Below are 17,445 nucleotides of genomic sequence, written 5' to 3'. Positions count from 1 at the left end.
TTCACTCGGTCTGCCAAATCTAACAGGGGAGGTGCGACTGATTAGCTCTTGGAGATTTTAACGAATGGTTAACCCGCGGGCCATGAGGCGGGTCTTCGGGGGAAAACCGACGCCGCTGCGCCGAAAAGGCGGTGATGTAGTTTCTGACGCCGCGTTCGGTAGCGAGTGCACTTTAGTAAAGAATGATGTTCATTGATCCGCAACAAAACCGTTGTCCGATTGTCATCAGCGCCACATATTGGCTTTGCGGAAGTGCCCCTTTCGCCAATGACAAACGGGAGATGAAACATGAAGTTCTTCGGCTTCGCGGCCGGTATTGCCGCCACCTTGACCCTGCTTTCCACCACATCCGCCTTCGCCGTCACGCAGATCAGTTGGTGGCACGCCATGACCGGCGCCAACGCCGAGGTCGTTGACAAGATCTCCAAGGATTTCAACGCCAGCCAGAGCGACTATGAGCTCGTTCCGGTGTTCAAGGGCACCTATCCAGAGACGCTGAATGCGGGCATCGCTGCATTCCGCGCCGGCCAAGCGCCCGATATCCTCCAGGTGTTCGATGTCGGCACCGGCGTGATGATGGCGGCCGAGGGTGCGATTAAGCCGGTGGCCGATGTGATGACCGGTGCCGGGATGACCTTCGACAAGAGCCAGTATCTGCCCGGCATCGTCGGCTATTATTCGAAGCCGGACGGCACCATGCTGTCGTTCCCCTACAACTCTTCCTCACCGATCCTCTACTACAACAAGGACATCTTCCAGAAGGCAGGCCTCGACGTGAAAAATCCGCCCAAGACCTGGAACGAGGTGTGGGAAGCTGCCAAGAAGATTAAGACGAGCGGCGCCGCCTCTTGCGGTTATACCTCGACCTGGCTGACCTGGATCCACTTGGAGAATTTCGCGGCGTGGAATGACGTGCCTTGGGCCAGCCAACAGAATGGCCTGGCCGGCGGTGATGTCGAACTCAAGATCAATGCGCCGATTTTCGTCAACCACTTCCAGGCGCTCGCTGACCTGGCCAAGGACGGCACGTTCAAATATGGCGGACGCACCTCCGAAGCCAAGCAGATATTCCTCGCCGGCGAATGCGGCATCTTCACCGAATCGTCGGGCGGCCTCGGCGATATCGTCAAGTCCGGCATGAACTATGGCATCGGCCAGCTTCCTTACGACAGTGACGCCAAGGGGGCCCCGCAGAACACGACGCCGGGCGGTGCCAGCCTGTGGGTGTTCGGCAACAAGTCGGACGAGGAATACAAGGGCGTTGCCGCCTTCTTTGCCTATCTGTCCAAGACCGATGTGCAGGAATATCTGCACCAGAAGTCGGGATACCTGCCTGTGACGCTCGCCGCATATGAGGCGACCAAGAAATCAGGCTTCTATGACAAGAACCCCGGCCGCGAGACACCCATCCTGCAGATGATCGGAAAGTCGCCGACCGACAATTCGAAGGGCGTGCGCCTGCCGAATCTGCCGCAGGTGCGCGATATCCAGAACGAGGAGCTGGAGAAGATGCTGGCCGGCCAGCAAACCGCCCAGCAGGCGCTCGACAATGCGGTCGCGCGCGGCAACGCCGCGATCAAGGAAGCCCTGGACAACTAACGAGACCATCACGGTTAAAGCGCGTCGCGTTTGAATGGCCACATGCTACGCGCTTTAAGCTCTTGTTCTTATGAATGTCGTTATCCCAAAACCGCTGCGCACTTTTGGGCGACATGCATTAGTCGGTTGGAATATCGCCCGCGCGAGCGCGCGTGGGCGATGCCTGGATAGCGAGGGAAATCAGCCTGTCTGCACGCATCGTCTTTCCCAACAAGATCCTGCCCTACCTGCTGGTGGCACCACAACTCGCCATCACCCTGGTTTTCTTCTACTGGCCGGCCGGTCAGGCGCTTTACCAGTCGATGCTCAGGCAAGACCCGTTCGGGCTGAAGAGCAGGTTCGTCTGGTTTGCCAATTTCCGGAAGGTGCTGGCCGATCCGGCCTACCTCAACTCGATCAAGGTCACAGTGGTGTTCTCGCTTGCAACCGCGATCGTTGCCATGGTTGCGGCCCTGTTGCTGGCGGCCATGGCCGAGAAGGCCGTGCGCGGCAAAGGCCTCTACCGCACACTATTGATATGGCCTTACGCCGTGGCGCCGGCGATTGCCGGCATGCTTTGGCTTTTCCTGTTCAATCCCTCGATCGGCTCGTTGGCCTATTTGCTGAGAAGCCTCGGCATCGCATGGGACCCACTGCTCAACGGCAACCACGCCATGATCCTGCTGGTGTCGGCTGCTGCCTGGAAGCAGATCAGCTACAATTTCCTGTTCTTCGTCGCCGGCCTGCAGGCGGTGCCGAAAACGCTGATCGAAGCGGCGGCCATGGACGGCGCCGGCGAAACCAAGCGCTTCTGGACCATCGTCTTCCCGCTGCTTGCGCCGACAACCTTTTTCCTGCTGGTCGTCAACACCGTCTATGCCCTGTTCGACACGTTCGGCATCGTTCATGCCGTCACCGGCGGCGGGCCGGGCAAGACGACCGAGACGCTGGTCTACAAGGTCTACAATGACGGCTTCGTCAATCTGATCCTGGGCGATTCGGCGGCGCAGTCGGTCATCCTGATGGCCATCGTCATCGCGCTCACAGCGATCCAGTTCCGCTATGTGGAACGCAAAGTCCATTACGGCTAGGGCAGCGATGATCGGCCAGTCCCCGCTCCGCACCTTCATCGCCCATGCCGTGCTCATCCTCGGCATATTGATCGTGGCTTTTCCGATCTACTACACCTTCGTGGCCTCGACGCACACGCTGCAAACGATCCTCAAGCCGCCGCTGCCGCTGTTGCCCGGCGGCCAGCTATTGAACAATTACAGCGAGGCGCTGTTCGGCGGCATCGGTCGTATCGGCGGTGTTAGCGTCGGCAGGCTGCTCCTCAACACCACCATCATGGCGCTCGGCGTCGCGGTCGGAAAGATCTTCATTTCGATCCTGTCAGCCTACGCGATCGTGTTCTTCCGCTTTCCGCTGCGCATGACCTTCTTCTGGCTGATCTTCATCACCTTGATGCTTCCAGTCGAGGTGCGCATCCTGCCGACCTACAAGGTGATGGTCGATCTCGGCATGATCGACACCTATGCCGGCCTGATCATCCCGCTGATCGCCTCGGCCACCGCAACGCTGCTGTTTCGCCAGTTCTTCATGACCATACCGGGTGAATTGGTCGAGGCGGCGCGTGTCGACGGTGCCGGGCCATGGCGCTTCTTTTTCGATATTCTGGTGCCCCTGTCGCGGACAAACATCGCCGCGCTGTTCGTGATCCTCTTCATCTATGGCTGGACGCAGTATCTTTGGCCGCTGCTCGTCACCAACAGCAACGACATGAACACCATCGTCATCGCGCTGAGAAAGATGGTTTCCTTTGCCGATGCCGACACCCAATGGCACCTGGTGATGGTCACGGCAATGCTGGCCATCGTGCCGCCGATCCTCGTCGTGGTGCTGATGCAACGCTGGTTCGTGCGCGGCCTGGTCGAATCCGAAAAGTGAGAAGCTAATGGCGGCCGTCGATCTGAAGGACGTGAAAAAGGTCTATCCCAGCGGTGTCGAGGCAGTGAAGGGCGTCTCCATCGCCATTCCCGACAAGGAGCTTTGCGTGCTGGTCGGCCCATCCGGCTGCGGCAAGTCCACGCTGCTGAGGATGATCGCCGGGCTGGAGACGATTTCTGCCGGTACAGTCGCCATCGACGGCAAGGTGGTCAACGCCATTGGCCCGACCGAACGCGACATCGCCATGGTGTTCCAGAATTACGCGCTCTACCCGCATATGAAGGTCTACGACAACATGGCCTATGGCCTGCGCAACCGCGGCACGCCGAAGGACGAGATCGACAGCAGGGTACGCTCGACAGCCAAGGTGCTGGAGCTTTCGGCGCTTCTCGATCGGCGCCCGCGCGAGCTTTCCGGCGGTCAGCGCCAGCGTGTCGCCATGGGCCGCGCCATCGTGCGCAACCCGAAGGTCTTCCTGTTCGACGAACCGCTGTCCAACCTCGATGCGAAATTGCGCGGGCAGATGCGCATCGAGATCAAGAATCTGCAGCGCTCGCTTGGCGTCACCTCGGTTTATGTCACGCACGACCAGCTTGAGGCGATGACGCTGGCCGACATCCTCGTGGTCATGAACGCCGGACTGGTCGAGCAGACCGGCGCGCCGCTTGATGTGTACGAGAAGCCGGCCTCGACCTTCGTCGCTTCGTTCATAGGTGCACCGCCGATGAATCTGCTGGCGCTCACAGGGGCCTTCCCAAGCTTGGTATTGGCGGACGGTACTGTGATTGGCTTGGCGCCTCGACAGGGCAAGGCGGTGACACTCGGCTTTCGTCCGGAGGACGCCGATATCACCTTCGCGGCAGAGGCGCCGGCCGGCGCGCTCGGGCTGCCGGCGACAGTGGAAGCGGTCGAACCGGTGGGTGCCGAAAGCTTTCTCCATTGCGTGGCAGCCGGCAGCCGCATCGTGGTGCGCGTCTCAGGCCGCGCCAGCGCCAAGCCAGGCGACCAATTGCGCGTCGTGGCCAGGTCCGAAAAGCTGCATTGGTTCGATCAGGCCGGCAAACGGGTCGATTGAGACTGGTCTTTCATCTGCCGAGCGGTGCTATGCGTGTCCAAAACCGTTCAGGCAAACACATGCGCCTTGCCCGACACGGTCAGCCGGACGATCTCGCCGATCGCCGGCGCGTCCATGCCCGGCTTGCGCAGGATCAACGGCGTGTTGCCGATGGCGGCGGCGTCAGGCGGATCGGGGCTGTTCAACAGACGCACCGCGATGGTGCACATCGAGCCGGCGAACTCCGATTCGGTCACCTCGCCGAACAGCATGTCCGGCGTGCCGGACATGCCTTCACGCGATGTGCGTTTCAGCAACACCTGCTCCGGCCGCAGCATGATGCGGGCGACGTCGCGCCGCTCCGGGCTGTCGACGGCGATGCGGCCAAGCGGCGAGATGGCGAAGCCATCGGCGATCCTTGCCGGCAGGACGATGGCGTCGCCGAGGAACTCGGCGACCATCCTGTCCTTCGGCTTGAAATAGAGCTCGCGCGGCGTGCCGACCTGCGAGAAGTTGCCGTCGCGCATCACCGCGACCTGGCTGGCGAATGACAGCGCCTCGGCCTGGTCGTGGGTGACCAGAATGGTGGTGATGCCGGCTGTTTCGAGGAGCTCGGCCACGGCCTTGCGCATCGAGGCGCGCAGGCCGGTGTCGAGCGCCGAGAATGGCTCGTCGAGCAGCATCAGCCGCGGCTTCATCGCCATGGCGCGGGCGAGCGCGACGCGCTGCTGCTGGCCACCGGAGAGTTCGTGCGGGCGGCGCTTCAGGATCCCTTTGTCCAGCCCGACGACATAGGCGAGCTCAGTGATGCGCTCACTGCGCTTTTCCTCGTGACGGCCCATGCCGAAGCCGATATTGGCGGCGATGCTCAGATGCGGGAATAGAGCGCCGTCCTGCGCCACCAGCCCGATGCCGCGGCGATGCGCCGGCACGGCCGTGTCGCCATCGGCCAGCACCTCGCCGTCGAGCACGATGCGGCCCTGGTCCGGCGCCTCGAAGCCGGCGATCAGCCGCAGCAACGTGGTCTTGCCGCAACCGGACGGTCCGACGATTGCCGTACGGCTGCCGCTGGCCACGCTGAGATCGACGCCGGCAAGTGCTGCGACGGGCCCGTAGTGCTTGTGGATGCCGCTCAGCTCGAGAAAGCTCATCGCCCGGCCATCCGCTTCGACTGGACGTAGAGCAGCCAGGTCAAGGGCAGCGACATCGCCACCATGATCAGGGCATAAGGCGCCGCCGACGCATAGTCGATCTCGCCGCTATAGGACCAGAACGCCATGGCCAGCGTGCGGGTGCCGTTGGGCGCCAACATCTGGGTTGCGGTCAATTCGTTCATGATACCCAGCGCGACCAACGCCATGCCGGCTGCGGCGCCCGGCGCCGACAGGCGGATGGTCGTCGACCACAGCGCCTTGAGCGGCGACCGGCCGAGGCTGGAGGCGGCGCGCTCGAGCTCGACCGGCGCCTGTGCGATCGACGCCCTGAGGCTAATCAGGGCGCGTGGCAGGAACATCAGCGCATAGGCGACCAGGATGGTGAACAGGGTCTGGTAGAGCGGCATGGCGATACGCACGGCGGTGGTGACCAGCGCCAGGGCGATGACGACGCCGGGCAACGCGCCGACGATATAGTTGCAGCCCTCCAGGACGCGTTGCAGCCGCCCCGGCGCGCGGATCGAAATCCACGCCATCGGCATTGCCGCGACGGTGGCGAGCAGCGCGCCGGCAATCGCCAGGAACAGCGTCTGGCCAAGCGCCAGGCCGATCTCGTCGAGCCGCCAGACATCGGCGCCGCCGGCCACAAGCCAACGGCCGATAGTGACGAACGGCACGCCGAGCGCCAGCAGCGTGGTAATGGCGGGCAGCAGCAGGCAAGGAATGGTGGCGCGCCCTAGGTTCGTGCGCTGCTGGTGGCGCGCGGCACCCGAGCCGACGCGGGCATAGCGCTCCTCGCCGCGCACCAGCACCTCCAGCCCGAGCAGCACAAGGCAGCAGGTCACCAGCACGCCGGCCAGCGTGTTGGCGGCGGGACCGTTGAAGGTCGACTGAAACTGGTCGACGATCGCGGTGGTGAAGGTGTCGAAGCGGATGAAGACATAGAGCCCGTATTCGGCCAGGAGATGCAGGCCGACCAGCAGGGAGCCGCCGCAAATGGCGAGCCGGAGCTGCGGCAGCACGACACGCCTGAACACACGCCACGGGCCGAGACCAAGGGCTGCCGCTGCATCCTCGAGAGCGGGATCGAGCCGACGCAAGGCCGCCGCCACCGGCAGATAGAGGAACGGGAAATAGGCAATGACCGACACAAGCACGCCGGCCCACAGGCCGTGCAGTCTGGGCACCATGGTGATCCAGGCGTAACTGTGGACGAAGGCGGGAATGGCGAGCGGCGCGACCGACAGCCAGGCCCATAGGCGGGCACCCGGCAGATCGCTGCGCTCGGTCAGCCAGGCCAGCGCCACCGACAGCACGATCGAGATCGGCACCGCCAGCACCACCAGCAGGCTGGTGTTGACCAGAAGTTCGCCGACGCGCGGCCTGAACACCAGCGCCGCCACGGTTTCCCAGCCGGTGTGCATCGCCACCCAGACGATGAAGGCAAGCGGCAGCAGCGCAACCAGCGAGACAAAGACGGCGGCCAGCGAAATCCATGAGACCGACCAACGACGTGCCCGCACGGCCGTGGTGTCGGCCGGCAAGCCTGGGCGTGCGAGATCGATCGTAGATTGCATCAGATCAGACGTTGTGCCAGCTCCGCCCGGAGGCGGAAACGATCGGCGGCGGATAATCTCGCGAGTAGCTTGTGGTCATAGGCAAATGCCATCTTGAAAACAGAGCGCTCGCGCGGAAAGCGAATTCCCACAGGAGCGCAGTCGGTTGCCCTTTTAGGACGAACGCCGGCTAAAGCAAGCCGGCCGCCGTCATCAGGTCGGTCACCTTTTTCGAGTTCAGCGTCGTCGCGTCGACTTTCGGCGCCTGCAGATCGGCCAGCGGCACCAGCTTCGGATTGGACTCGGCGCCCTTGCCGACTGCGTATTCGAAGGAATCACCCGTTTTCAGCACGTCCTGGCCGCTCTTGCCGGTGACCCATGTCAGGAAAGCCTGCGCTTCCTTCGGGTGCTTGCTCGAGGCCAGCACGCCACCGCCGGAAACCGAGACGAAAGCGCCGGGATCCTGGTGCTTGAAATAGTGCAACTCGACGTTCTTGCTGTTTTCGCCGGTCTTGGCCTGATCGCCGTAGTAGTAATAGTGATAGATCACGCCGCCTTCGACCTCGCCGGCATTGACCGCCTTCATCACCGTGCTGTTGCCCTTATAGGCGGTAAAATTCTCCTTCATTGCCTTTAGCCATTCGGCCGTCGCTGCCTCACCCTTGAGCTGCAGAAGCGCGCTGACGATCGCCTGGAAATCGGCGCCGGAGGGCGAAGCGGCCCAACGGCCCTTCCAGCTCGGATCGGCGAGATCGAGCAGCGATTTGGGCAGCTGGTTGGCGGTCAGCTTGGTCTTGTTGTAGGCAAAGACGGTGCTGCGCGCGGCGACGCCGACCCATTTGCCGCTCGCCGGCTGGTACTCCTGCGGAACCTGGGCCAGCGTCTCGGTGTCGACCGGTGCGAACAGGCCGGCCGCCTCGACCAGCGCCATGGCCGGCGAATTCTCCGTCAGGAATACGTCGGCGGGCGAAGCGGTGCCTTCCGCAACGATCTGATTGGAGAAATCGCTGTCGCCGCCATTGCGGACGGTGACCTTGATGCCGGTTTCCTTGGTGAATCCCTCCGCCCAGGCCTTGGTCAGGTTTTCGTGCTGGGCGTTGTAGACGACGATGCCCTCGTCCTCTGCTATTGCCGGGCCGGCGATCAGGCTGATTGCAAGTGCTGTCGCACCGGCAAGGGCGGAAAGAGCATACTTCATGGCGTCGTCCTCGATTTCGATGGTCTTTGGCTTTGCAAGCTGCACCTACCAATACCTGACTAGTGCAGTCAACATTGCTGGCCCACTCAATTGCTCAAAAGGAGCAAACTTTCGTGATGTTCAGCTAATTTGCCTTGGACATTATTTCGCCGGCCCCGTAACAAATCAGCGCCGAGACGCGAATATCGGGGAGTGAACTCTTGTGAGCGGCAAGGACGAAGCCGAGCTTTCACGGCTGCTGCGGGCCGCGATCGCCGGAGACGAAAGGGCCTATGCCGACTTTCTGCACCGGATCGCCGCGCTCGTTCGTGGCTTTGCCCGGCGCAAGATTGTGCAGGGCGGGGTGGATCCCGAGGATGTCGTGCAGGAAACCTTGCTGGCCATTCATGTGAAACGACACACCTGGCGCCGTGATGCGCCGGTGCTGCCTTGGGTCTATGCAATAGCCCGCTTCAAGCTGATCGATGCGTTCCGGCGGCGCGGCCGGCGGATCGAGGTCGAGATCGACGAAATCGCCGAGACCTTTGCCGAGCGGGAATCGGAGACGGTGAGCGAGCGCGACGTCAACCGGGCGCTTGACAGCCTGTCGCCGGCACAGCGTTCCGTCGTCTCGGCCGTATCGGTCGAAGGCCGGTCAATCGGTGAGACCGCGGCCAAATTCGGCATCAGCGAGACGGCTGTGCGGGTGTCACTGCACCGCGGGCTTGCCGCCATTGCCAAACGGTTCAGGGCGGGGCGGGAATAACATGAGGACCGAAGATCTCATCAAGGCGCTCGACGCCGATGCCCGCAGCGAGGCGCTGCCGCTAGGCGCCGCCTGGTGGCTTGCTGCCAGCGCGGCCATCGTGATCGCGGCCGCGGTTTTCTGGCTGACGATCGGCCCGCGCCCCGACATTGCGATCGCTATGCACACGATGCGGTTCCTGTCCAAATTCGTCTTCACGATTGCTCTTGCCGCCAGCGCCTTTGTCCTGGTGCGTGGACTGTCGACGCCCGGTGCATCGACCGGCCGGACGGCAAGCTGGATGATCGCCGCGCCGCTGCTGGTGCTTGTGGCCGTGATTCTCGAACTCTTCGCCGTGCCTGCGTCCGACTGGGGCACACGCTTGGTCGGTACAAACATGGTCATCTGCCTGACCTTCATTCCGTTGATCGGCATCGGCCCGCTTGCCGTCTTTCTCGCGGTGCTGCGCCATGGCGCGCCGACACGGCCGGTGCTTGCCGGTGCGGCGGCGGGCCTGCTTGCCGGCGGGCTGGCGGCGACCTTCTATGCGGCGCATTGCTTCGACGATTCGCCGCTTTTTGTCGGCACCTGGTATACGATCGCAATCGCCGGCCTTGCCGTGCTCGGGGCGGTCGGCGGACGGCTTTTCGTGCGCTGGTAGCGATAGGGATCAGCGCGTCGGAACGGGATGCTCGCCGCGATAGTCGTAGAAGCCGCGCCCGGTCTTGCGGCCGAGCCAGCCGGCCTCGACATATTTGACCAGCAGCGGGCAGGGGCGGTATTTCGAATCCGACAGCCCGTCATGCAGCACCTGCATGATCGACAGGCAGGTATCGAGCCCGATGAAATCGGCAAGCTGCAGCGGCCCCATCGGATGGTTGGCGCCGAGCTTCATAGCGGTATCGATGGCGTCGACCGAGCCGACACCTTCATAGAGCGTGTAGATCGCTTCGTTGATCATCGGCAGCAGGATGCGGTTGACGATGAAGGCCGGGAAATCCTCCGAGACGGTGATCGTCTTGTCGAGTTGCTTCACATATGTTTTTGCCGCTTCGAAGGTCTGGTCCTCGGTGGCGATGCCGCGCACCAGTTCGACCAACTTCATCACCGGAACCGGATTCATGAAATGTATGCCGATGAAGCGTTCAGGGCGGTCGGTCTGCGAAGCCAGCCGCGTGATCGAGATCGATGACGTGTTCGTCGCCAGGATAGCCTCGGGGTTGAGTTGCGGGCAGAGCTGGGCATAGATCTTGCGCTTGACCGTCTCGTCCTCGGTCGCTGCTTCGATCACCAGATCGGCGCCCGCAAGGTCGGCCATGGCCGGTGCCGCCGAAATGCGCGCCATCGCCTCATTGCGCAGCTTTTCCTCGAGTTTGCCGGAGCCGACCTGACGGGCCATGTTGCCGCTGATAGTAGCGATGCCCTTTTCGATGCGGTCGGGCGAAATATCGTAAACCAGCACCTTATAGCCCGCCAGCGCCGACACATGGGCGATGCCGCCACCCATCTGGCCCGCGCCGATGATGCCGATCGTCTCGATCTTGCTCATTACCCGATCCCGTCGAGGCCTTTGCGGCCCGTTTTTTGTGCAGTGCAAACTAAAAGGGCGGGGCGACTTCGTCTACCCCACCCCTCAGAATTTAATACGCTTTGGCAGAAGGCGTCAAAGCGCCTTTTGCAGTTCCGGCAGAATGACGAAGAGATCGCCGACGAGACCGTAGTCGGCGACCTGGAAGATCGGCGCTTCCTCGTCCTTGTTGATGGCAACGATCACCTTCGAATCCTTCATGCCGGCAAGGTGCTGGATAGCACCGGAGATGCCGACGGCAATGTAAAGGTCGGGCGCTACCACCTTGCCGGTCTGGCCGACCTGCCAGTCGTTCGGCGCATAGCCGGCATCGACGGCGGCGCGAGATGCACCAACCGCCGCACCGAGCTTGTCGGCGACCGGCAGGATGACCTCCTGGAACTTTTCGGAGGAGCCCAGCGCACGGCCGCCCGAGATGATGATCCTGGCCGAGGTCAGCTCTGGACGGTCGGTCTCGGAGAGCTTGTTCTCGACAAAGCTCGACAGGCCGGGATTGGCCGGCGCCTGGACCGTCTCGACCGGCGCGGAACCGCCCTCGGGTGCTGCCTGGAAGGAAGCGGTGCGCACCGTGATGACCTTCTTGGCGTCACTCGACTGCACCGTCTGGATGGCGTTGCCGGCATAGATCGGCCGCTTGAAGGTGTCGGGCGACACGACTTCGATGATTTCCGATATCTGGGCGACATCGAGCAGCGCCGCCACGCGGGGCGCGACGTTCTTGCCCGACGAGGTCGCCGGCGCGATGATCGTCTCGTATGGCTCAGCAAGCGAAACGACGAGTGCCGCCAGCGGTTCGGCGAGACGCTCGGTCAGTTCGTCGGCGTCGGCGAGCAGCACCTTGGTGACGCCCTTGAGCTTGGCGGCGGCGTCCGCTGCCGGCTTGGCACCTTTGCCGGCAACCAGCACATGCACGTCCGAACCGATCTGCAGCGCCGCCGAAAGCGCCTTGGCGGTCTGGTCGGAAAGCGTCGCGTTGTCATGTTCGGCAATCAGAAGAATTGTCATCTCTTTATTCCTTGATCCACTTCAGTGGGGACGTTCGAATTCATGTCAGGCCGAGTCGAAAACGGTTGGGTTCGAGAACCGGAGCGGAGCGTACTTCAGTAGGTGAGCACCGGAAGCGGAGAACCCTGCCGTTTGCAGGCCGGCATCACATGAATTCCTACAGCACGCCGGCTTCATTCTTCAGCTTGTCGACCAGTTCGGCGACGCTCTTGACCTTGACGCCCGCCTTGCGGCCGCCCGGCTCCTCGGTCTTGATCACCTTCAGCCGCGGCTTGACGTCGGCGCCGTAGTCGGCAGGGCTCTTCTCGTCGAGCGGCTTCTTCTTGGCCTTCATGATGTTGGGCAGCGACGCGTAGCGTGGCTGGTTCAGCCGCAAATCGGCCGTGACGATTGCCGGCATCTTCAGTTCCAGCGTCTGCAGGCCGCCATCGACCTCGCGCGTCACGGTGGCCTTGTCACCGTCGAGCACGATCTTGGAGGCGAAGGTGCCCTGAGCCCAGCCGAGAAGTGCGGCCAGCATCTGGCCGGTCTGGTTGGAATCGTCGTCGATCGCCTGCTTGCCGAGAATGACCAGGCCGGGCTGTTCTGCCTCGACGACGCCCTTCAGTACCTTGGCGACGCCCAGCGGCTCAGTCTGCTCGTCGGTCTTGACCAGGATGGCGCGGTCGGCGCCCATGGCGAGCGCCGTGCGCAACGTCTCCTGTGCCTGCTGCGGCCCGATCGATACGACGATGATCTCTTCGGCCTTGCCAGCTTCCTTCAGCCGGATCGCCTCTTCCACCGCGATCTCGTCGAACGGGTTCATCGCCATCTTGACGTTGGCGAGTTCCACCGCCGAACCGTCCGCCTTCACCCGGACCTTGACGTTCGCATCCACAACCCGCTTCGCGGGCACAAGGATCTTCATTTGCCTGTCACCTCTTTCACGATAGTCTCTTTACGCTCGTCGGGCGCGCTATAGCAGCGTGCACCTCTTCAGAGTTGTCGAAAGCCGACATTCCGGACGGAATTCTGGTCTTCGCCACGCCAGTAGGGTGGCGCTTCCGTAGTTGCGGCGACCTCGCGCGTCAATATCCGGGGCGCACTCGGATCTTCGGCGAAGCACTCAAATCGGTTCAGTCCGGACCGGAAACGGTCCCCCTGCCCCAGCGCGGCGCCGGCTGCGCAGGTTGTGGGTCGCTTGGCGCCGGCTCCACGGCTAGGGGCACCGGACCGGCGACCACGGCCGGCTCCTCGTCTGCGCCGGCGAGCAGCGGCACGCCGCGGCTGCGCAAGATAAGCACCAGTACGGCTCCAGCGATGATGCCGCCAATATGGCAGGCCCAGGAAACCTGATCCTCGCCTCCCTGGGCAAACATGAAGATCTGGAACAGGATCCACAGGATGAGCGGTATGAAGGCCGGGATGCGCAACGGGATGCGTGCGAAGACCAGCACCCATACCTTCACCCGCGGATAAAGGATCAGGTAGGCAGCGACGACACCGGCGATGGCGCCCGACGCGCCGATCAGCGGCACTTGCGAATCCCAGGCAACCAGACCCTGGAAGAAAGCGCCGGCGATGGCGCAAAGCAGGTAGAAGACGAGATAGCGGACATGGCCGAGTGCATCCTCGACATTGTCGCCGAACACCCACAGGAACAGCATGTTGCCGCCGAGGTGGAAGATATCCGCGTGCAGGAAGGAATAGGTCAGATAGCTCAGGCTCTCCGGAATGACGACAAATTGCGGAGCGAGCTCGACGCTGTCATGCACAACAGACGGGATGAAGCCGAGGCCCAGCACCGCGGCGTTGGCGAAGTCCTCGCCGCCAAGCGTTGTGACAAAGTAGATCAGCACGTTTAGCGCGATCAGGCTGATCGTCACATATTGCAGCTTGATGTGCCGCAGCCGGTTGGTGTCGTAAAGCGGGATGAACATCGGGCCTCTCCCGCTTCCGGCGGATTCAGCGGTTCTTGCCGGGAACCCATAGCACGTCGGCGTTTCCGTTGTCATTGACCGCGCGTGCGGCGACGAACAGAAAGTCCGAGACACGGTTGATGTATCTTATCGCCTCGCGGTTGACGTGCTCGTCCGGGTCTTGCGACAGCGCCACCATGATGCGCTCGGCGCGGCGGGCCACCGTGCGGGCGAGGTGAAGGGCAGCCGCTGCCGGCGTACCGCCGTTGAGCACGAAGGATTTGAGCGGCTCAAGGTCCTTGTTGAGGAGGTCGATATCCTGTTCGATGCGGTCGGTCTGCGAGGCGATGATGCGCAACGGCTCGTAGTCGAGCGGCTTGCCATCATCGGGGACTGCCAGATCGGCGCCGAGATCGAAAAGGTCGTTCTGGATGCGGCCGAGCATCGCATCGATCGCCGGATTTACTGCCGCTGTATGAATGCGGGCCATGCCGATGCAGGCATTGGCCTCGTCGACGGTGCCGTAGGCCTCGATTCGAAGGTCGGATTTCAGCCGCCGCTCACCAGAGCCGAGGCCGGTGGTGCCATCGTCGCCGGTGCGGGTGTAGATCTTGTTGAGCTTGACCACGGGTTACCTCCCGGCTGGTGGCTGCTGCGTCACTTACGGGTGAAATATACCGCCAGCATGATCAGCACCAAGGCCACGAACTGCAACAGCACGCGCGTCTGCATCAGCTTGTTGGAGGTCATGCTGGAGCCGCCGCGCATCATGTTGATGAGACCGCGGATCAGCACGATCACCACGGCAACCATGACGAGAACGGCGAGGATGTTGAAGACGGTTGCCATGGTGTGTCCCAGGTGAATTGCGTTCAGGCGCGTTTGGCGAGCAGACGGTAGAGTATCGATGACGGCACGATGCGTTTAAGGATTGCGCCGATCCTGGCCGGCACCGTTACCACATAATGCGGGCGCGGGCGCCGCGACAGAAGGGCATGGCGCAAGGCGGCATAAACCACCTCCGGCCCGGGCTTCAGCCGCGATGTGCTGCCGCCGGCCCGCAGCCGTTTGAGTTGCGCCGCATAGGCGAGGCGATGAACGGAATTCTCATGATCGATATTTGCCAGGAACCATGCAAGGCTGTTGCTAGCGATCTTCGATTTCACCGGCCCCGGCTCAATCAGCGAAACATGGATGCCGCTGCCGAGGAGCTCTTGATAGAGGGACAGCATCAGCCCTTCGATAGCGTGCTTCGATGCCGAGTAGGCGCCGCGAAAAGGCACCGGCGCGAGGCCGAGGATCGATGAGCAATGAACGAGACGACCATGGCCCTGGCGGCGCATCACCGGTACGACACGGCGAGTGAGATCATGCCAGCCAAAGACATTGGCCTCGAACTGCTGCCGTAAAGCCTCGACCGGCAGGTCCTCGACGGCGCCGGGCTGTCCGTAGGCGCCGTTGTTGAAGAGCGCATCGAGCCGGCCGCCGGTCCGTTCCAGCACCGACGCCACCAGCGCCTCGATCGATCCGGGCTCGGTGTAGTCCAGATAAAAGGCCTCGATGCCGTCGGCCTCTAGCGCGGCGATATCTTCGGGCTTTCGGGCCGTTGCGAACACCCGCCAGCCTTCCGCCTTCAGCGCTCGGGCGCAATAGGCACCTATTCCGGAAGAGGCACCTGTGACAATGATGGTGCGCAACTTTTCTCCGGGAGGAATGGTGGTTTGACCTAGGGTTGTCATTTACCGCAAACCCTTCCCATATTCGCGGCGTCGGGACAATCGAAGGGAACGCGGTTCTTGTTGCGGAAGATCGTAGCCCTCAAACGCGTCCTCTACGACGCGCTCGGCCATTTCAACACCGACGACGGCTGGGCAATGGCCAGCCATCTGGCGATCACCGCGCTGATGGCGCTTTTTCCTTTCCTGATCTTCGCCACGACGCTGGCGAGTTTTTTCGGTGCGCAGGCTTTCGCCGACACCGCCGTGCACCTTGTATTCGACACATGGCCGGAGCAGATCGCCAAACCGATCGCGCGCGAAGTGCTCAACGTGCTTACCGTTCGGCGCAGTGACCTGTTGACCTACGGTATCGTGCTTGCCGGATACTTCGCCTCGAACGGGATCGAGGCGCTGCGCACTTCGCTCAACCGCGCCTATCGTGTCTCGGAAACGCGCGGCATCATCTACCGGCGAGTGCAGAGCATCATCTTCGTGCTGATCGCGACGGCCGGGTTTTTGGCGATCAGCGTGCTGCTGGTCTTCGCGCCATTGCTGGCACGGCTGGCCGAGTCGCATTTCGAATGGATAAAACCCTATATGGGCACGATCACGCTGTGGCGTTACGTTATAGCCTCGGTCGTCATCATCGGCGGTCTGTTCGCCGTGCATTTCTGGTTGCCGGCCGGCAAGCGCCGCTTCGTTTCGATCGTGCCTGGCATCATCTTCACGCTGGTCGGCTGGCTCATCGGGTCGACCATCTTCGCCGCCTATCTCGATCATTTCTCGTCCTATGTGACGACCTATGCCGGCCTCGCCTCGATCATGATCGCCGTCGTGTTCCTCTATATCGTCTCGGCGATCTTCATCCTCGGTGGCGAGCTCAACGCCGCGATCAGCCGCTATTTAGAGGCACGTGCCCGCGTCGGCGGCTGAGCCGTCGCCAGCCCGACGCCGAGCGTCGCGATCGCCATGCCGGCGATCTGGAGCGGGCTCAATTGCTCACCGAACAATGCCCAGGCGATGACCGCGGTGACGGCCGGCACGAGGTAAAACAGCGAGGCGACTTTCGACATCTCGCCGTCGCGGATCATCACCATCAACAGGAAGATGGCGCCGATCGACAGCACCAGCACGAGCCAGGCCATAGCGAACATCAGTTCGCCATTGACGATGACCGTTCGGGTCTCGAAGGCGAGCGAGGCCAGAGCCATCACCGATGCGCCGCCGACATATTGCCAGAACGTGGCAGCCACCAGATCTCCGCCGGAGGCGAAACGCTTCTGCCAGATCGTACCGGCGCTCATGCCGAGTACGGAGACCAGCGAGGCGCCCAGTGTTTCGGCCGTCACGCCGCCGCCGAGCGCGCCGAGCTTCGGCCAGAGCACGATCACCACGCCGATCAACCCGAGGCCGAGACCGGCCCAGTGGCGCGGCAGGATGGCCTCGCCCAGAAGCCGGCCGGCGAGCACTGCCGTGATCAGCGGCTGCAGGCCGACGATCAGGGCTGAAAGCCCGGCGGGCATGCCCCGGTGGATGGCCCAGAACACGCCGCCGAGATAGACCCCATGCATCAGGATGCCGGCACCCGTCGCGTGCAGCGCTTCATCGCGGGTGGCGCGGCTCGAACCAAGTGCGGCCATCAAAGCGACAAGCAGGATTGCGGCCAGGACAAAGCGCGCGGCCAGGAACGTAAAGGGCTCCGCCCACGGCATGGCATAGCGTGCGCCGATGAAGCCGGTCGCCCACAGGACGACGAAAGAGGCGGGGATGAACCGCTTGAGGCTGTGCATTTTCCGGAGGCCGCGTTGAATTCGGGTGGGGGATCGACTGCGGCGACTGCTTAATGCCGTTCGGGCCGGCAAGCAAAACCAAACGGTTGATCCATAGAGTCATTTGAATTGAAGGAGCGCCGTTGATGGCCGTCAGCTCACCGGTCTAGTCTAGTTTCCGTCCACAAACGTCAAACTGTTGATTTTATTGCCTAAATCGTGACTTTGCGCGGGCAAGGCCCGGCGGTTTCAGGTA

18 protein-coding genes are annotated in these 17,445 nt (G+C 62.6%); 7 read left to right on the top strand and 11 right to left on the bottom strand.

From position 1 onward, the window contains the following. Nucleotides 1–288 precede the first annotated feature (288 nt). The 4 genes from ugpB (at nt 289) to NKJ46_RS26945 (ending at nt 4,600) form a co-directional block, all read left to right on the top strand. Complete coding sequence (gene ugpB, locus NKJ46_RS26960) at nt 289–1,599, top strand: sn-glycerol-3-phosphate ABC transporter substrate-binding protein UgpB (RefSeq protein WP_352668939.1); 1,311 nt, start codon at nt 289–291, stop codon at nt 1,597–1,599. A gap of 185 nt (nt 1,600–1,784) precedes the next feature. Continuing rightward, a complete protein-coding gene (ugpA, locus tag NKJ46_RS26955) occupies nt 1,785–2,669 on the top strand; it encodes a sn-glycerol-3-phosphate ABC transporter permease UgpA (RefSeq protein ID WP_352669005.1) in 885 nt (294 codons plus the stop codon). A 7-nt stretch (nt 2,670–2,676) separates the two neighbouring features. Beyond that, entirely contained in the window at nt 2,677–3,525 is an 849-nt protein-coding gene (gene ugpE, locus NKJ46_RS26950) for a sn-glycerol-3-phosphate ABC transporter permease UgpE (protein ID WP_352668937.1), read from the top strand. A gap of 7 nt (nt 3,526–3,532) precedes the next feature. Then, complete coding sequence (locus NKJ46_RS26945; protein WP_352668935.1) at nt 3,533–4,600, top strand: sn-glycerol-3-phosphate import ATP-binding protein UgpC; 1,068 nt, start codon at nt 3,533–3,535, stop codon at nt 4,598–4,600. Between the two features lie 47 nt (nt 4,601–4,647). Here the strand turns inward: NKJ46_RS26945 and NKJ46_RS26940 are convergent, their stop codons facing one another. From NKJ46_RS26940 to NKJ46_RS26930, 3 genes are all read right to left on the bottom strand, one after another. Beyond that, entirely contained in the window at nt 4,648–5,730 is a 1,083-nt protein-coding gene (locus NKJ46_RS26940; protein ID WP_352668933.1) for an ABC transporter ATP-binding protein, read from the bottom strand. Further along, nucleotides 5,727–7,310: an ABC transporter permease gene (locus NKJ46_RS26935; RefSeq protein ID WP_352668930.1), complete on the bottom strand. Its 1,584-nt coding sequence runs from the start codon at nt 7,308–7,310 to the stop codon at nt 5,727–5,729. Before NKJ46_RS26935 ends, NKJ46_RS26940 begins: the two co-directional genes overlap by 4 nt. 169 nt (nt 7,311–7,479) lie before the next feature. Next, on the bottom strand, nt 7,480–8,487 hold the full coding sequence (locus NKJ46_RS26930; RefSeq protein WP_352668928.1) for an iron ABC transporter substrate-binding protein: 1,008 nt from the start codon (nt 8,485–8,487) through the stop codon (nt 7,480–7,482). A gap of 202 nt (nt 8,488–8,689) precedes the next feature. Here NKJ46_RS26930 and NKJ46_RS26925 point away from each other — a divergent pair, with 202 nt between their 5' ends. Together NKJ46_RS26925 and NKJ46_RS26920 are read left to right on the top strand one after the other, a co-directional pair. Beyond that, entirely contained in the window at nt 8,690–9,232 is a 543-nt protein-coding gene (locus NKJ46_RS26925) for a sigma-70 family RNA polymerase sigma factor (RefSeq protein WP_352668926.1), read from the top strand. 1 nt (nt 9,233) lies between these two features. After that, nucleotides 9,234–9,872 carry an NrsF family protein gene (locus NKJ46_RS26920; RefSeq protein WP_352668924.1) on the top strand — a complete coding sequence of 213 codons (639 nt, stop codon included), beginning with the start codon at nt 9,234–9,236 and terminating at the stop codon, nt 9,870–9,872. Nucleotides 9,873–9,881: 9 nt separating this feature from the next. On the opposite strand, the gene NKJ46_RS26915 is transcribed toward NKJ46_RS26920, so the two are convergent. The 7 genes from NKJ46_RS26915 to NKJ46_RS26885 all read right to left on the bottom strand — a co-directional run bounded on the left by NKJ46_RS26915 (nt 9,882) and on the right by NKJ46_RS26885 (nt 15,441). Then, nucleotides 9,882–10,760, bottom strand: coding sequence for a 3-hydroxybutyryl-CoA dehydrogenase (locus NKJ46_RS26915; protein ID WP_023677945.1), 879 nt, complete (start codon nt 10,758–10,760; stop codon nt 9,882–9,884). 114 nt (nt 10,761–10,874) lie between these two features. Continuing rightward, nucleotides 10,875–11,804 (bottom strand): electron transfer flavoprotein subunit alpha/FixB family protein, encoded by a 930-nt coding sequence (locus tag NKJ46_RS26910; protein WP_352668921.1) that lies wholly within the window; start codon nt 11,802–11,804, stop codon nt 10,875–10,877. Nucleotides 11,805–11,961: 157 nt separating this feature from the next. Next, entirely contained in the window at nt 11,962–12,711 is a 750-nt protein-coding gene (locus tag NKJ46_RS26905) for an electron transfer flavoprotein subunit beta/FixA family protein (RefSeq protein ID WP_352668920.1), read from the bottom strand. A 208-nt stretch (nt 12,712–12,919) separates the two neighbouring features. Further along, complete coding sequence (locus tag NKJ46_RS26900) at nt 12,920–13,723, bottom strand: rhomboid family intramembrane serine protease (protein WP_352668919.1); 804 nt, start codon at nt 13,721–13,723, stop codon at nt 12,920–12,922. A 25-nt stretch (nt 13,724–13,748) separates the two neighbouring features. Continuing rightward, nucleotides 13,749–14,330: a cob(I)yrinic acid a,c-diamide adenosyltransferase gene (locus NKJ46_RS26895; RefSeq protein WP_352668918.1), complete on the bottom strand. Its 582-nt coding sequence runs from the start codon at nt 14,328–14,330 to the stop codon at nt 13,749–13,751. A 29-nt stretch (nt 14,331–14,359) separates the two neighbouring features. Further along, entirely contained in the window at nt 14,360–14,551 is a 192-nt protein-coding gene (locus NKJ46_RS26890) for a twin transmembrane helix small protein (protein ID WP_023677950.1), read from the bottom strand. A gap of 23 nt (nt 14,552–14,574) precedes the next feature. Beyond that, nucleotides 14,575–15,441: an SDR family oxidoreductase gene (locus NKJ46_RS26885; RefSeq protein ID WP_352668915.1), complete on the bottom strand. Its 867-nt coding sequence runs from the start codon at nt 15,439–15,441 to the stop codon at nt 14,575–14,577. A 57-nt stretch (nt 15,442–15,498) separates the two neighbouring features. Here NKJ46_RS26885 and NKJ46_RS26880 point away from each other — a divergent pair, with 57 nt between their 5' ends. Further along, nucleotides 15,499–16,353 carry a YihY/virulence factor BrkB family protein gene (locus NKJ46_RS26880; protein ID WP_292656768.1) on the top strand — a complete coding sequence of 285 codons (855 nt, stop codon included), beginning with the start codon at nt 15,499–15,501 and terminating at the stop codon, nt 16,351–16,353. Here the strand turns inward: NKJ46_RS26880 and NKJ46_RS26875 are convergent. Further along, nucleotides 16,320–17,210, bottom strand: coding sequence for a DMT family transporter (locus NKJ46_RS26875; protein ID WP_352668914.1), 891 nt, complete (start codon nt 17,208–17,210; stop codon nt 16,320–16,322). The two genes, NKJ46_RS26880 and NKJ46_RS26875, sit on opposite strands and share 34 nt — an antisense overlap. Between the last annotated feature and the right edge of the window lie 235 nt (nt 17,211–17,445).

The sequence above is a fragment of the Mesorhizobium sp. M0166 genome (assembly GCF_040322255.1).
In the GTDB taxonomy this organism is placed as follows: domain Bacteria; phylum Pseudomonadota; class Alphaproteobacteria; order Rhizobiales; family Rhizobiaceae; genus Mesorhizobium.
This window is presented reverse-complemented; position numbering and strand designations above follow the sequence as displayed.